12 protein-coding genes, 1 tRNA gene and 1 other RNA gene are annotated in these 15,010 nt (G+C 72.2%); 7 read left to right on the top strand and 7 right to left on the bottom strand.

The genetic code is table 11. From position 1 onward, the window contains the following. Window positions 1-169: 169 nt before the first annotated feature. From ACIGWZ_RS32970 to ffs, 7 genes are all read right to left on the bottom strand, one after another. Window positions 170-1,285 carry an aspartate-semialdehyde dehydrogenase gene (locus ACIGWZ_RS32970; RefSeq protein WP_400070526.1) on the bottom strand — a complete coding sequence of 372 codons (1,116 nt, stop codon included), beginning with the start codon at window positions 1,283-1,285 and terminating at the stop codon, window positions 170-172. A gap of 13 nt (window positions 1,286-1,298) precedes the next feature. Further along, entirely contained in the window at window positions 1,299-2,570 is a 1,272-nt protein-coding gene (locus tag ACIGWZ_RS32965; RefSeq protein WP_400070524.1) for an aspartate kinase, read from the bottom strand. Between the two features lie 295 nt (window positions 2,571-2,865). After that, entirely contained in the window at window positions 2,866-3,528 is a 663-nt protein-coding gene (locus ACIGWZ_RS32960) for a DUF5063 domain-containing protein (RefSeq protein WP_400070522.1), read from the bottom strand. Continuing rightward, on the bottom strand, window positions 3,521-4,120 hold the full coding sequence (recR, locus tag ACIGWZ_RS32955) for a recombination mediator RecR (RefSeq protein ID WP_400070521.1): 600 nt from the start codon (window positions 4,118-4,120) through the stop codon (window positions 3,521-3,523). Before recR ends, ACIGWZ_RS32960 begins: the two co-directional genes overlap by 8 nt. Window positions 4,121-4,171: 51 nt before the next feature. Further along, a complete protein-coding gene (locus tag ACIGWZ_RS32950) occupies window positions 4,172-4,525 on the bottom strand; it encodes a YbaB/EbfC family nucleoid-associated protein (protein ID WP_400070520.1) in 354 nt (117 codons plus the stop codon). Between the two features lie 267 nt (window positions 4,526-4,792). Beyond that, window positions 4,793-7,240, bottom strand: a complete 2,448-nt coding sequence (locus ACIGWZ_RS32945; RefSeq protein WP_400070519.1) for a DNA polymerase III subunit gamma and tau — start codon at window positions 7,238-7,240, stop codon at window positions 4,793-4,795. A gap of 44 nt (window positions 7,241-7,284) precedes the next feature. After that, an RNA gene (ffs, locus tag ACIGWZ_RS32940) (signal recognition particle sRNA small type) lies at window positions 7,285-7,383 on the bottom strand. Between the two features lie 132 nt (window positions 7,384-7,515). On the opposite strand from ffs, the gene ACIGWZ_RS32935 reads away from it, so the two are divergent. From ACIGWZ_RS32935 to ACIGWZ_RS32905, 7 genes are all read left to right on the top strand, one after another. Further along, window positions 7,516-7,603, top strand: a tRNA-Ser gene (locus ACIGWZ_RS32935). Between the two features lie 128 nt (window positions 7,604-7,731). Next, window positions 7,732-8,661, top strand: coding sequence for a phosphorothioated DNA-binding restriction endonuclease (locus tag ACIGWZ_RS32930; RefSeq protein ID WP_400070518.1), 930 nt, complete (start codon window positions 7,732-7,734; stop codon window positions 8,659-8,661). Between the two features lie 541 nt (window positions 8,662-9,202). Continuing rightward, on the top strand, window positions 9,203-9,931 hold the full coding sequence (locus ACIGWZ_RS32925; RefSeq protein ID WP_400070516.1) for a Crp/Fnr family transcriptional regulator: 729 nt from the start codon (window positions 9,203-9,205) through the stop codon (window positions 9,929-9,931). Between the two features lie 98 nt (window positions 9,932-10,029). After that, entirely contained in the window at window positions 10,030-10,866 is an 837-nt protein-coding gene (locus ACIGWZ_RS32920; RefSeq protein WP_400070514.1) for a hypothetical protein, read from the top strand. A gap of 5 nt (window positions 10,867-10,871) precedes the next feature. Beyond that, the gene (locus ACIGWZ_RS32915; RefSeq protein WP_400070512.1) at window positions 10,872-13,388 is read left to right on the top strand and encodes a hypothetical protein; all 2,517 of its coding nucleotides are present in this window, start codon (window positions 10,872-10,874) and stop codon (window positions 13,386-13,388) included. After that, window positions 13,381-14,427, top strand: coding sequence for a hypothetical protein (locus ACIGWZ_RS32910; protein ID WP_400070510.1), 1,047 nt, complete (start codon window positions 13,381-13,383; stop codon window positions 14,425-14,427). The genes ACIGWZ_RS32915 and ACIGWZ_RS32910 overlap by 8 nt, the downstream gene beginning before the upstream one ends. Further along, window positions 14,427-14,978, top strand: coding sequence for a Pycsar system effector family protein (locus ACIGWZ_RS32905; RefSeq protein WP_400070508.1), 552 nt, complete (start codon window positions 14,427-14,429; stop codon window positions 14,976-14,978). Before ACIGWZ_RS32910 ends, ACIGWZ_RS32905 begins: the two co-directional genes overlap by 1 nt. Window positions 14,979-15,010: the final 32 nt, after the last annotated feature.

Raw genomic sequence — 15,010 nt, 5'->3', positions numbered from 1 at the left:
ACGGCGGCACATCACAGCGGCGGACTGCGGAGACCGGCTACGGCGCCACCCTGCGAAGAAGCCGACGAGCAAACCGGCGAAACAAACCCGCGAAGCAACCCCCGAGGACCCCACCAGGACGCCCACGAGGACCCCAGGACCGAAACCCACGAGGACCCCAGCGAGCCCCCTACCCCCGCAGCTCCCCCGCCACCAACTCCCCCACCTGCGCCGTGTTCAGAGCCGCGCCCTTGCGCAGGTTGTCCCCGCACACGAACAGCTCCAGCGCCCGCGGATCATCCAGCGACCGCCGCACCCGCCCCACCCAGGCCGGGTCCGTCCCCACCACATCGGCGGGCGTGGGGAATTCCCCCTCCGCCGGATCGTCGCTCAGCACCACCCCCGGGGCCGCCGCCAGGATCTCGTGCGCTCCGGCGACCGTGACCTCGTTCTCGAAGCGCGCGTGCACGGTCATCGAGTGGGCCGTGATCACCGGCACCCGTACGCAGGTCGCGGTCACCCGCAGGTCGGGCAGCCCCAGGATCTTGCGGGATTCGTCACGGATCTTCAGCTCCTCCGAAGACCAGCCGCCCTCCTGGAGCGAGCCGGCCCACGGCACGACATTCAGCGCGATCGGCGCCGGGAACGGTCCCAGCGTGTCGCCGACGGCCCGCCGTACATCGCCGGGCGTCGTGCCCAGTTCCGTGCCGGACACCGCCGAGAGCTGCGCCCGCAGCGTGTCGATGCCGGCCTGTCCCACGCCCGAGGCGGCCTGGTACGCGGAGACGATCAGCTCGCTCAGCCCGTACTCGGCATGCAGCGCGCCCAGCGTGACGATCATCGAGAGGGTGGTGCAGTTGGGGATGGCGATGATCCCGCGCGGCCGCACCCGGGCCGCCCACGCATTGACCTCGGGCACGACAAGGGGCACGTCCGGATCCATCCGGAACGCGCCCGAGTTGTCCACCACCACCGCGCCCTTGGTCACTGCCACCGGTGCCCACTGCGCGGCGATCTCGTCCGGTACGTCGAACAGCGCGACGTCGATGCCGTCGAAGGCGTCCTCGCTCAGCGCGACGACCTCGACCTCTTCGCCCCGCACGGTCAGCTTGCGGCCGGCCGAACGGGGGGAGGCGATCAGCCGGATCTCGCCCCAGATGTCGGCGTGCTCGGACAGGATGCCGAGCAGCACCGAGCCGACGGCGCCGGTGGCACCGACGACGGCGAGATGCGGCTTGGGGGCCGTGCGGGCGTCCGCCCCCGCGAAGACCTCGTGGGACGGACGGCCCGCCTCGGCCGGAATCATGGCCCGGTGCCGCTCAGCGACCGGTGCCGCCGTAGACCACGGCCTCGTCGCTCTCGGTGTCGAGACCGAAGGCGCTGTGGACGGCCTGCACGGCTTCCTTGACGTCATCGGCGCGGGTGACGACCGAGATGCGGATCTCGGAGGTCGAGATGAGCTCGATGTTCACGCCCGCGTTCGACAGCGCCTCGAAGAACGTCGCCGTGACGCCCGGGTTGGTCTTCATGCCCGCGCCGACCAGCGAGATCTTGGCGATCTGGTCGTCGTAGCGCAGCGAGTCGAAGCCGACCGCGGCACGCGTGCGCTCCAGCGCCGCGACGGCCTTGCGGCCCTCGTCCTTGGGCAGCGTGAAGGAGATGTCGGTCAGACCGGTCGACGCCGCCGACACGTTCTGGACGACCATGTCGATGTTGACCTCGGAGTCCGCGATGGCACGGAAGATCCGCGCGGCCTCGCCCGGCTTGTCCGGGACTCCGACGACCGTGACCTTCGCCTCGGAGGTGTCGTGTGCGACGCCCGAGATGATTGCCTGCTCCATCGGCTGGTCCCCTTGCGGTTCGTTGCTGACCCACGTGCCCTTGAGCCCCGAGAAGGAGGAGCGGACGTGGATCGGGATGTTGTAACGGCGTGCGTACTCGACGCAGCGGTGCAGCAGCACCTTGGAGCCGGAGCTGGCCAGCTCCAGCATGTCCTCGAAGGAGATCCAGTCGATCTTCCGGGCCTTCTTCACGACCCGCGGGTCGGCGGTGAAGACACCGTCCACATCGGTGTAGATCTCGCAGACCTCGGCGTCCAGCGCGGCCGCCAGCGCGACGGCGGTGGTGTCCGAGCCGCCGCGGCCCAGCGTCGTGATGTCCTTCTTGTCCTGGGACACACCCTGGAAGCCGGCAACGATGGCGATATTGCCGTCGTCGACCGAGTCCTTGATACGGCCCGGCGTGACGTCGATGATCCGTGCCTTGTTGTGCACGGAGTCGGTGATGACGCCGGCCTGGCTGCCGGTGAAGGACTGCGCTTCATGGCCGAGGTTTTTGATCGCCATGGCCAGCAGGGCCATGGAGATCCGCTCTCCGGCGGTCAGCAGCATGTCGAACTCGCGCCCCGACGGGATCGGGGACACTTCCTGAGCGAGATCGATCAGCTCGTCCGTCGTGTCGCCCATCGCCGAAACCACGACGACCACCTGGTGGCCGTTCTTCTTGGCTTCGACGACTCGCTTGGCAACGCGCTTGATGCCCTCGGCATCCGCAACGGATGAGCCGCCGTACTTCTGCACGACAAGGCCCACGTGCGCTCCTCGCAACTGTCTCTTCGGGAGTTTCCTCCCGGACCCCCGGAAATGGGGGTACTGCGGTCGGCTCAGTCTAACGAGCAAGCGGAGTCCGCCTCGTGGATACCACATGGTGAGACACGAAACTCAGCAAGTGATCGCTTTCGGGATCACCGTGAGCACCGCGTCCGGCGGTGGATCCGCGGGGCGCATCCTCACGCCCGCTCGGCCAGCACATGCCCGCTACGGGCCGGGGCACACGGGAACGTAACCCAGGTCACACGCCCGGAGCCGTCCGCACACGCCCGGCCGCTCACATCCCCCGCAGCCCCAGCGGCCCGGCGATCTCCGCCGCCATGACCCTCCCGGCCTCCTCGGCGAGCCGGTCCTCGTCGCCGTCGGAGCCGCTGTCGGTGTCCAGGCCGTCCAGCTCGTCCAGCGGCTGGTCGAGGCGTACGTGGGCAACCAGCGACTGCAGCGCGCGCAGCGCGGCCGAGGCGGTCGGGCCCCAGTTCGTGAGGTAGGAGAACTGCCACCACCACAGGGCCTCGATGATCCGGCCCGCGCGGTAGTGCGCCAGGCCGTGCCGCAGGTCGGTGACGATGTCGGCCAGGTCGTCGGAGATCCGGCAGGGCACCGGCTCCGAGCGCGGCACATACGGATCGAAGACCTCGGAGTAGACGTCCACCGGGTCGAGCATCACCGCGAAGCGTTCCCGCAGGTCGTCCACGTCCGGCTCCGGGCCGCTGTCGGGCTCGTACCGCTCGTCGGGGACGATGTCCTCGTGGGCGCCCAGCCGGCCGCCGGTGAGCAGCAGCTGGGAGATCTCCAGCAGCAGGAAGGGCACCGCGCTGTCCGGCTCGTCGCCCTTGGCGACCTCCGTCACCGCGACGATGAAACTCTCGATCGAGTCGGAGATCGATACGGCGAAGTCGTCCGGGTCCTGTGTCGCGTTGTGCAGCGTGGCATCAGACATCAAGAAGTCTCCTCCCTTCGAAGGCCCGCCCGAGCGTGACCTCGTCTGCGTACTCCAGGTCGCCTCCGACCGGCAGCCCACTCGCCAGTCGCGTCACTCTCAGGCCCATGGGTTTGATCATGCGGGCCAGATACGTGGCCGTGGCCTCACCCTCCAGATTCGGGTCGGTGGCCAGGATCAGCTCGGTGACGGTGCCGTCCGCGAGCCTGGCCAGCAGTTCCCGTATCCGCAGATCGTCGGGGCCGACGCCCTCGATCGGGCTGATCGCCCCACCGAGGACGTGGTAGCGACCGCGGAATTCCCTCGTCCGCTCGATCGCCACGACGTCCTTGGGCTCCTCCACGACGCAGATGACCGCCGGGTCGCGCCGCGGGTCGAGGCAGACCCGGCACTGCTCCTCCTGCGCCACATTGCCGCAGGTGCTGCAGAACCGGACCTTTGCCTTGACCTCCATCAGCGCATGCGCCAGCCGGCGGACATCGGTCGGCTCGGCCTGAAGGATGTGGAAGGCGATCCGCTGCGCGCTCTTGGGACCGACGCCGGGCAGCCTGCCCAGCTCGTCGATCAGATCCTGAACCACGCCTTCATACACGGAACGTCTTCTCTCTCTTCTGCCGTGCTGCGTACGCTAGTTGGCTACTCCTCAGAAGGGGAGACCAGGGATGCCACTGCCGCCGCCCAGGCCCTGGGCGAGCGGACCGAGCTTCTGCTGCTGCAGCTGCTGGGCGCTGGCATTGGCGTCCCGGACCGCCGCCAGGACGAGGTCGGCGATGGTCTCGGCCGTCTCCTCCGCGGAGTCGGTGTCGACCGCCTTGGGGTCGATGACCAGGCCCTTGAGCTCACCGGAGCCGGTCACCGTCGCCTTGACCAGACCGCCGCCCGCGGAACCCTCGACGGGGGTCTCCGCCAGCTCCTGCTGGGCGGCCGCGAGGTCCTGCTGCATCTTCTGGGCCTGCTGAAGCAGCTGCTGCATATTGGGCTGACCACCGGGGATCACGACGTGACTCCTGCCATACGACAACGATTGGTGCGGTAGCCCGAGCCTACGTGTTTCCCGCGCGCCGCGCCCTACGCCGTACGGAGGAGCCCGGATATGCCCTACAGGCCCCGGGCCACACGGGCATTCGCCGCTATTTCCCGGCAATCGGGGCGTATGGGCGCCCGCCCGTACCGGCCGTCCGACCGCCCCTCATGACGGACCGCGACCTCGTGCGACAGTGCGTCACCCATGGCCCTCGCGCCTCCCCCTCACACGGCCGCTCGCTCACTCGTTGTTGTTGAACTCTTCCACCACTGTTGCGCCCAGCTCCCGGACGATCAGGTCGTGGCCGCTGAGCGCGGAGTCGACGAGATCCGGGTCGTCCTCGGCCGGCATGTCGTACTCGATCGACATCGGCGGGGGCTCCGGCGGCGTGTACGAGGGCTCCGCCGCGGGCGCGCTCCGGCCGCTTCCGGCGGACGCCGCCGGGGCCACCGCCTCCCGCGCCAGCCGCGCGCCCTGGCCGCCGCCGGACCCGCCGCCCTGCCCCTCCTGCCCGTACGACCCACCGGCGCCCTCGGGCGCGCCCGGGGCGCTCTGCCGGGGCGGCTGCGGCACGGACTGCTGCGGCGCGGCCGGCGCCCCGCCGAAGCCACCGCCCGCTCCGCCGCCACCGCTGCGGGGCGCACCACCGGCCGGCGGGTTGGCACCGCCCGAGGGGTCGACGATCGCCTCGACCCGCCACTGCACATGGAACCGCTCGGCCAGCACGTCCTTCAGGACGTCCTCGCTGCCGCCGTTGGCGAAGCTGTCGCGGGCTCCGGCGTTGGGGAAGCCGATCTGCAGGGTCGTGCCGTCGAACCCGGACACCTGCGCGTTCTGGCTCAGCAGGATCCAGGTGAACCGCCGGCGGCCCTTGACCGCGTCCAGGATCTCCGGCCACATCTGCCGCACCTGGGCCGCCCCCTGGGCCGTCCCGGCCTGCGGCTGCTGCTGTACGGGCGCGGGCGCGCCGGCCGCCGGCCCGGCCGCGGGCGGCGTGGCTGCGGGCGGCCCCGCGGGGGCACTTCCCTGCGCCGCCTGGCCGCCCTGCCCCGGTGCCACGGCCGACGGCCAGCCACCGGGCTGCCGCTCGCCACCGCCGGCACCACCGCCCGCGTGGCTGCCACCGGCGCCGCCGCCGGTGCTGCCGGGCCATGCCCCGGGCCGCGCGGGCGCATTCGCCTGTCCGCCGCCGGGCGCCGCCGCGCCACCCGTATCGGCCCGCTGATGCTCGCCACCGGAACCGCCGGGCACCTCCGCAGGGGCCGGAGCCGGAGCCATCTGCCCTGCCGGGCCGCCCGGCCCCGCACCGGCACCGCTGCCGCCGTCACCGCCACTGCCGCCCGCCGTGGCCCCCCGCACCGCGGCCCGCGCGGCCGCCGGCCCGGACGGTCCCCCGGGCGCCGCCACCGGATGGGCCTCCGGCCCCGGCACATACCCGGCGGCCGGACCGCCCCCGGAGGAAACAACCGGCGCCCCGGCTCCGGGGCCACCGGCGGGCATCGCGCTCATACCGCCCGGCGCCGAAGCACCCGCGCCACGCTCCAGCCGGTCCAGCCGCGCCTGCACCGACCGCTCGTCGTCGTACGCCGCGGGCAGCAGCACCCGCGCACAGATCAGCTCCAGCTGGAGCCGCGGCGAGGTCGCCCCGCGCATCTCGGTCAGCCCCGTATTGACCAGATCGGCGGCCCGGCTCAGCTCCGCCGCACCGAACACGGACGCCTGCGCCGTCATCCGCTCCACCACATCGGCGGGAGCGTCGATCAGCCCCTTCTCCCCCGCGTCCGGCACCGCCGCCAAGATCACCAGATCCCGCAGCCGCTCCAGCAGATCGGCCACGAACCGCCGGGGATCGTTACCGCCCTCGATGACCCGGTCCACCACCTCGAAGGCCGCCGCCCCGTCCCCCGCGGCAAACGCCTCGACGATGGAGTCCAGCAGCGACCCGTCGGTGTACCCCAGCAGGGCCGTCGCCATGGCGTATGTCACACCGTCGGCGGCCGCCCCGGCGAGCAGCTGGTCCATCACCGACATCGAGTCACGTACGGAACCGGCACCCGCCCGGACGACCAACGGCAGCACGCCGTCCTCGACCGGGATGTCCTCCTGCCCGCACACCTGGCCCAGGTACTCGCGCAGCGTCCCCGGCGGCACCAGCCGGAACGGGTAGTGGTGGGTCCGCGAACGGATCGTCCCGATGACCTTCTCGGGCTCGGTCGTCGCAAAAATGAACTTCAGATGCTCCGGCGGCTCCTCGACCACCTTCAGCAGCGCGTTGAAGCCCGCCGAGGTCACCATGTGGGCCTCGTCGATGATGTAGATCTTGTACCGGCTGCTCGCGGGCCCGAAGAACGCCTTTTCCCGCAGCTCACGGGCGTCATCGACGCCTCCGTGGGACGCCGCGTCGATCTCGATCACATCGATCGAGCCCCGCCCGTTCCTGGCCAGGTCCACACACGACTGGCACGTCCCGCAGGGCGTGGGAGTGGGACCTTCCTCACAGTTCAAACACCGCGCCAGGATCCGCGCGCTGGTCGTCTTGCCGCAGCCGCGCGGCCCGCTGAACAGATACGCATGGTTGACGCGGTTGTTCCGCAACGCCTGCTGGAGCGGATCGGTCACGTGCTCTTGCCCGATGACCTCGGCGAAGGTCTCGGGTCGGTAGCGGCGGTACAGCGCGAGGGACGACACGCATACGACGATATCGGGCCCCACTGACAACCGGCCCTTCCCCAAACGCAAGCGCCCCCCACGCACCCGCCAGAGCCGACCTACCCTTGCTGCCTTCCGGCCCTGGGGGAGTTCAGTCAGATAGCGCCACGTGAGGGGCTGCGCTCCACACTAGCGGATCCCCCGCCCAACAATCGAACCCGGCCCCCGCCCCCACCCTCGCCTCCGACCCCCTTCGGCCCCCTCCTCCGGATCATGTTCGCGAGCACTCCCCAACGTCTTGTATTGTTTGCGGCGGAGGATTCGCCTAGTGGCCTAGGGCGCACGCTTGGAAAGCGTGTTGGGGGCAACCCCTCACGAGTTCGAATCTCGTATCCTCCGCCATTGCTCTCACCGGGCAATACGACGAAGGCCCCGACCGGGAAACCGGCCGGGGCCTTCGTCGCGTACCGGCCCCTGTGGTGGTCCCGCTGCCCGGCTGCCCCGCGACCGGTCTCCTAGGATCGCCGGTCATGGACTGGCTCCAGCGCACCGCGACGCTCAGGCAGTGGACCGGAAACGGGATACGCGCTCCGCACAAGCCCCTGCTGCTCCTGTACGCCCTCGGCCGGTTCCAGGAGGATGCCGACGGCGAGTTGCGGTACAGCGCGGTGGAGGGAGACCTCAAGCGGTTGCTGACCGACTACGGTCCGGGCAACCGAACGACGCCTGCCTATCCGTTCCACCATCTCGTCAGCGACGGGCTGTGGGAGGTACGTACCGACCGTGGCGGCGGCAGCCCCGGCAGCGGGGTGCTGGAGCTGCGGGCGTCGGGCGCGACCGGGCGGCTGGTGCCGGAGCTGCGGGAAGCCTTGCGGCGCGATCCTTCGCTGCTCGGACGGATGGCGCGGGTGCTGCTCGATCTGCACTTTCCGCCGTCGCTGCACGGCGAGTTGTGCGAGTCCGTAGGGCTCGAGCCGGAACTGGCGGAGACCGGGCCGTTGCCGCCCGGGCGGCGCCGGCGCGACCGGCGGATGCGGGAGCTGGTGCTGACCGCCTACGAGTACCGGTGTGCCTTCTGCGGCTACGACGGCGCGGTCGGCGCGGTGCCGGTCGGGCTGGAAGCCGCGCATGTGCGCTGGTGGGCGTTCGACGGACCGGACACGGTGGACAACGGACTGTGCCTGTGCGCGCTTCACCACAAGCTGTTCGACAAGGGCGTCCTGGGCGTCGGATGGGGGTCCCCCCGCTCGAGCGAAGCCGGGAGTGGGGGAGGCCACCGCATCGTGGTCTCGCAGCGCTTCGTCGGGCGGAGCCCGACGGCCCGCGAGCAGGTGACAGCCCTTGCCGGCCGCCCGCTGTTCGGCCCGCAGCCGGGCACACCCCCGATCGCGCACGCCCATCGCTCCTGGCACACCCGGCAGGTCTTCCACGGTTCCCCCCGCCCCGCGTCCGTGGAGTGACGGCCGAACCGACTGTGCTTCAGGGGTGAGGGGAGGGGCGGCACGCCCCGGGCCCACTTCGGAGGCGTTCGGCGGCCTTCGTCGACATGCGGTGGCGTCCAGATGCCTCCGGACGTATCCGGAGGCACCTTTCCCCGACCCGGCGTGGGCGGAACGGGACCGTTGCGGAAGGGCCAACTCCCTTTGATGCGACGGGAGTCAGTGCGTCGAGGACGGAAACCCGAGTTTTCGCCAAGTCCGTCTCCCGTGTCCGGATCCCTGCGCCGTTGCGCCCGGTCCGCCGGGGGGCGGAGTCGATCTCAGGGTCGCTGGTGGGGGCGGGGCGGCGCGGGCGCGCCCGGGGTCCGCGGCGAGTGCGGGTGGGGAAGGTGACGGAAGGGCGCGGGAGGTTCGGGCCGTCTAGCTGGCAGTTCGACAAATACCAGCCAGTACTCCCAACATGGCGCGATTTGCTCCACCCAGAACGTCGCTCTGCGACCATCATCGCCTACGAGATCGCCTACGAAATTCAGCCGTACGCACTGCCGTGGGGGGAGTGGCCATGGGGCTGCTCGGCAATGAGCTGGCGTTCGCACGGGCCCTGACGGCCCGGGAGAACGAGAGCGTGATGGCGCTCGGGAACCGGAAGCGCTATGCGGCCGGTGCCCCTCTCCTGACGGAGGGCGACCGATCCCATCACGTCATGATCATTCTTCGGGGGTGGGTGACCGTTTCGGTGTCGACGGACCGTGGTGCCACTCGGCTGATACTCGGCCTGCGCGGTCCCGGTGAACTGGTCGGTGAGATGGCCGCGCTGGACAGTCACCCGCGCAGCGCCACCGTGCGTGCGCTGGGCCCCGTCGAGGCCCAGGTCATAGCCGGGGACTCGTTCCGTCGCTTTCTCGCCCTGCATCCCCGGGTCAGCGGCCTGGTGATACGCCAGCTCACCTTCCGGCTCCGCAGCGCCGACCAGGAGCGGTCCGCGCTCGCCTCGCTCACGGTCCTGCAGCGCCTGGCCAGTCGGCTTACCGAACTGTCGCAGGCCGAACCTTCCGGCCCCTACGCCCGCTCCGGCCCCTACGCCCCTTCCGCACCGGGCCCCTCGCACACGGGCGCCGTCGTCCATCTGGCCCAGGACGAACTGGCCGCCACCGTCGGCGCCACCCGGGAGGCCGTCGCGAAGGCCCTGCGGCTGCTGCGGGCCCAGCACATCGTGCGCACCGGCAACCGGATGGTGGAGATCCTCGATCCCCCGCTGCTCGCCCTCCTCGCGGACGGCCATGAGGAGTAGAGCTCCCGGCCGGCCGTGTGTAAACGGCTACAGACGGCCTTCGCCGCGGGCCCGAGGCTGAGGGGAGACGACAAGGGAATCAGGACAGGGGGCATGGGGTGGACCACGCGAGGGATGTCGCCGAAGCGCGCTACGAGTTGGTGATCAGTGTCGACGCCCGGCGTTCCGGGGAGTACGACGACGTCGACAAGCCGCGTATGCGCGCCCGGATCTACCGGATCCTGGAAGCGGCGTTCACCTGCGCCAACGTGGCGCGGGACGCCGTGCACACGGAGGACCGCGGCGACGGTGTGCTGCTGTCGGTGGCCGGCCGGATCGCGGTGACCCGGCTGCTCGGCCTGTGGCTGGTCGAGGTGCACGAGAATCTGCGGGACGAGAACCGAGCCCTGCGCGTACCTCTGGGGCTGCGGGTGGGCATGCACGTCGGACCGGTGCGGCACGACGACCGGGGCATCAGCGGGCGAGCGGTCGACCTCGCCTGCCGGCTCGCCGACTCCCCCGTCGCCCGGCAGCTGCTGGACGCCGAGCGGGCCGACCTCGTGCTGGTGACCTCGCAGTCGCTGTACGAGGACGTGGTCAGCAGCGGCGGCAAGTTCATCGAGCCCGCGCGCTACTCCTCGGCCCGGCTGGCGCTCAAGGAGGGCGAAGTCACCGCCTGGTTCCACCTTCCCGGGCGGCCGGCTCCGGTGATGCCGGCCGGGGATCGGCCGACCGGGGATCCACCGCCCGCCGCCGGTGCGCAGGCGCCCGCGCCGGGCGACGCCGGGGCCGAGAGCGCCGACGCGGACACGGAGGCCGACGCCGACGACCGGTCGGGGACCGGCGGCGCGCGCTACACCGTGCACGGCGACATGTCCCAGCACAGCGGCAACGTCTACCAGCAGCCCGTGCACATCGGGCGGATCACCGGCGGCGCCGGGCCGCGGAAGGACTGAGCCACGTGGCGGACGATCAGCAGGCGGGCGGCGTCGCCGAGCGCGCACCCGAGAAGCCGGCCGAGGCCGGGGGCCCTGGGGCCCCCGGGGCCCCCAGGGCCGACGAGAAGGCCAGGGCCGACGGGCCTCACGGGGACGAGGGCAAGGCCGACGGCAACGCGGGCTCCGCCGAGAGCGAGGCCGCGGAGAGCGAACGGGAGCGGGCGGCGGGGCGCTTCAAGGAGCACACCCGCGACCCGCTCGCCGAGGAGCAGAGCGACGACGGGGCCGGGCCCACCGATCTCGCCGCGGCCTCGCGGGCCCGGCGCTCCACCCGGATGCTGTTCGACACCGGCCGGGACCTGAACAGCTTCGACCGTTCGTACATCCAGAGCGCCCATATCGGCGACATCCATCTGCGGATGGGCGCCCACCCGTCCGGTGCGGGGCTCCGCAGCGGGCCCGTGCCCGAGGAGGAGCTGGGCAGGCTCCGCCGGGTCCATGTCGAACCGCAGGGGTACCTCCTGCTGCGCACCGCGCTCACCGCCCGCCGGCTGCTGGTGCTCGGTGCCGCGCCCGGCACCGGACGGACCAGCACCGCGCTCTCCCTCCTGGACGAGGTCACCACCCTGGCGGTGGACGGCGACGACGCACGGCGCGAGGCCGGCTCCCGGGTGCGGCGGGTCGATCCGGACGGCGGGGTGCGGCGGCTGGCCGACTCGCTGGGCGGCGAGGCCGGGGAGCAGCAGCCCGGCACCGGGTATCTGCTGGAGCTCCCCCTCACCGAGCCCGGTGCGGTGCCGCCGGATGCAATGGACCTGGACGGGCTGGCCGCGGCCCTGGACGCGGGCAAGTCCTTCGCGGTGATCGTCGTGACGGTCGGGTCGGCGGCGAACCCGCTGCTGGCCGGGCGGTACGGCATGCTCTGCCCGCCCGCGCCCACCGAGGAACTCCTCACCACCCGGCTGCGGGAGCGGCTGGAGAACCATGCCGCCGCGGCCTCCGAGGGCGACCCCGGGCCCGCGGACCTGCAGGCCCGCGCGGAGGAACTGGCGGGCCGGCAGGAGGTCCGGGACGCGATCGGGCTGACGGATCTGCGCCCCGCCGAGGCCGAGTTGCTCGCGTCGCTGCTGGCCGGGCATCTGCTGGAGGGCGTCTCCTACGAGGAGCTGCTCGCCGGGTGCCGGAGCCTGGCCGCCGGGCAGGCCCAGGAGTGGTTCGCCGGCGTGGACCGGGCGCTGGCCGCGGTCCCGGCCGAGGGCGAGGGGAGCGCGGCGCGGCCCGGTACGGCGGCGCTGTTCCACCCGGTGGCGTTCCGGATCGCGCTCGCCGTGCTGGGCGGGGCCTCGCACAGCGCCGTGGCCGCCGCCGCCCACCTGCTGACGTGGGAGCTGTCCGTACAGAGCGATCCGGACACCACCCCGGCCCGCCCGCTGTTCTGCGACGACCCGGAATCCGATCTGGCGCTCTCGCGCGCCGAATTGACGGATGGTCAGGTCGAGGTGGCCGGTGCCGAGGTGCCCGGCCGGATGATCTGGTACCGGGGCTCCGCCCTGCCCGCCGCGGTGCTGACCGAGATCTGGGAGCGGCATTTCCCGGTCCGGGCGCCGGTCGTGCGCTGGCTGCGGCTGCTGGCGGACGATCCGCGTCCCCAGGTGTGGATGCGCGCCGCGGTGGCCGCCGGGGAGCTGAGCGTGCGGGACTTCGACCACGGTTACGCGGAGCTGATCCGGCCGCTCGCCGAGGCGGCCACCCCCCGCCGGAGGGTCTTCGCGGCGACCACGATGGACCAGGCGGCCGGCCACGCCTCGCACCGCAAGGCGGTGGGCAAGCTGGTCGACGACTGGAGCAGGTACGGCACGAAAGCGCTGCGCTGGACCGCGGCGATGGCGCTGGGCTACGGCAACGCCGCAGCCACCACGGACGGCACCCTGGACGCCCTGGCCCGGATCGGGGTCCGCGACGACGGGGAGCAGCTGGCGGTCGCCTCGTTCAACGTCGTACGGCTGCTGGCGCTCCCGGACAGTGCGAAGGTGCTGCGGCGGATGGCCGACTGGACCCACCACAAGCGCGAGGCGTACCAGGACCTCGGCCTGGTGACCGCCGTCCGGCTCGCCGTGACCGATGTGGACGAGGTGCTGGACGACGAGCCCGGCTCCCCGCTGGGCGACCGCGGCGACTGGCCGCTGCCGCTCGCCCTGGCCGTCACCCGCCCCGAACTCGTGCGCCCGATGGCCGACTTGATGTGGACCGCGCTGAACACCCCGCGGTCCAAGGAGGTGGCCCTGGACGCGCTGGAGTCCTTACTGCGCTCGGCCGTGCGCAAGGACGGCACCGAGTGGACCCGGCCGGGGCTGGCGGCGCTGCTGCCCGCGCTGACGGCCGAGGAGCACGACCGGCGGCGGCTGGACTGGCTGCTGCGCCGCATGATGAACGATCCGGAGAATCCGCTCCCCGACGCGCAGGCGCGCTCCTTGTGGTGGCTCGCCGTCGCGTCGCGGGACCGGACGCACGAGAGGGACCAGGAGGAGAGGCATGGCTGAGGACGAGGACCTGGCCGCCGGCTCGGGGCCGGCGGGCCCGTTCCTGCGGGAGTACACCCCGGCGGGACCGTTCCGGCAGACGAGCGCCCGCACGGCCTCGGTGCTCTTCTACCGGAACGGCGGCTACAGCGTGGCCACCGTCTCCGGTACCCAGCACCACGGCAAGCGGGCGCTGGCCCGGCCGCACACCATCTGCGAGATCGCGCTCGGCACCTTCGAGGCGACGCTCCAGATGGAACTTCCGGCCGCGGGCGGCACCACGTTCTTCAAGGCCGAGGTGGACATCCACTGGACGGTGACCGATCCCCATCTGGCCGCCACCGAGGTCGTGACCGATGTCGCCAAACGGCTCACCGCCCCCACGCTGGAGCGGCTGCGCGAGATCTCCTCGGAGTTCCCGGTGGCCCAGGCCGAACAGGCCGACCGCGCCATCACCCGGCACTGCGCCAGCGGGCGCTGGGACGACCTGGGCGCCGAACTCGGCCTGCGGGTACGGCTGTACGTCCGCCTGCGGGTGGACGACCGGACGATCGACCACATGGACGGCATCCGGGACGCGCACGCCTCGGCCGAGGTGACCCGGGTGCATCAGGGCACGTTCCGGGCCATGCTCCAGGGCGGGGAACTGGACCAGCTCAGCTACATGCTGGCGGCCGAACCCGAGGCGGCCAAGCAATTCCTGGAGAAGATCCGCCAGGAGGGCAGGCAGGACGAGAAGGAACGCGTCGACCGGCTCTTCGACATGGTCGCCAGCGGCCAGATCCAGTCCAACGACGTGGAAGCACAGGCGCTGCAGCTCCTCAACCAGGGCCGCCACCGCGTCCAGGGCCCCATCGGCTCGCTGCCCGCCCGCCGCGACACCCCGCAGCTGGAGTCGTCCGCGGCCGAGCCCTTCACCCCGGACTGGGTGGCGGACGAAGCGCCTTCCCGGGCGGAGCAACAGCCCTTTCCACGGGCGGAAGAGGACTCCGCACCGCAGCCGCCGCGCCGCCGGAACCGCAATCGGGACAACGGATGGTCCTGGGCGGAGGAGGACTGATGACTGCCGACGGCGGGGCACCCACTTCCCCCGACCGGTCCGGACCGGTGCCGGACGGGGGTCGGCACGGCTTCGACCGGTCGGGGGAACGCATCGCCGAACGGCTGCTGAGCACGGTCAGGGAGGACCTCGGCCGGGCCGACTCGAAGGCGGCCGTGCTGCTCTCCGGGGCGCTGGCGCTGCCCGCGTTCCTGCTCGGGGGGCATGACGCACCCGACTGGCGCGGGCCCGCCGGCGTCCTGCTGATCGTCGCCGCGGTGCTCTGGGCGGTCGCGGTGACCGCGCTCGTCCGGGCGCTCCTGCCGCGTACCGGCACGATCCGCAGCCGGGACGGGGTGACGTTCTTCGGGGACCTGCTGCCGCCCCACGACTTCGCGCGGCTGTCCGCCGAGGTCGCCGAGGCCGGGCGCGATCCGGCCGGGTGGCTGCTCGTCCAGGCCGTGGACGTCAGCTCGATCCTGGCCGCCAAGTACCGGGCCATCCGCTGGGGGGTGGGCGCGCTGGCCCCTTCGGCGGCGCTGGCCATGGCCTGGAGTCTGACCGCGCGCTGACCCGCGCGGCCGGCCCGCACCGTCGACGACGG

Origin of the sequence: Streptomyces sp. NPDC053427 (genome assembly GCF_044544985.1) — a bacterium.
GTDB lineage: Bacteria > Actinomycetota > Actinomycetes > Streptomycetales > Streptomycetaceae > Streptomyces.
Note: the sequence above shows the minus strand (reverse complement) of the source record. Positions and strands in the feature narration are given on the sequence as shown.

Bases quoted from the DNA above. Each gene is read 5' to 3' on its own strand.
- ACIGWZ_RS32970 (WP_400070526.1), bottom strand. From the start codon at position 1,285: ATGATTCCGGCCGAGGCGGGCCGTCCGTCCCACGAGGTCTTCGCGGGG.
- ACIGWZ_RS32960 (WP_400070522.1), bottom strand. From the start codon at position 3,528: ATGTCTGATGCCACGCTGCACAACGCGACACAGGACCCGGACGACTTC.
- ACIGWZ_RS32930 (WP_400070518.1), top strand. From the start codon at position 7,732: ATGGACTGGCTCCAGCGCACCGCGACGCTCAGGCAGTGGACCGGAAAC.
- ACIGWZ_RS32925 (WP_400070516.1), top strand. From the start codon at position 9,203: ATGGGGCTGCTCGGCAATGAGCTGGCGTTCGCACGGGCCCTGACGGCC.
- ACIGWZ_RS32910 (WP_400070510.1), top strand. From the start codon at position 13,381: ATGGCTGAGGACGAGGACCTGGCCGCCGGCTCGGGGCCGGCGGGCCCG.
- ACIGWZ_RS32905 (WP_400070508.1), top strand. From the start codon at position 14,427: ATGACTGCCGACGGCGGGGCACCCACTTCCCCCGACCGGTCCGGACCG.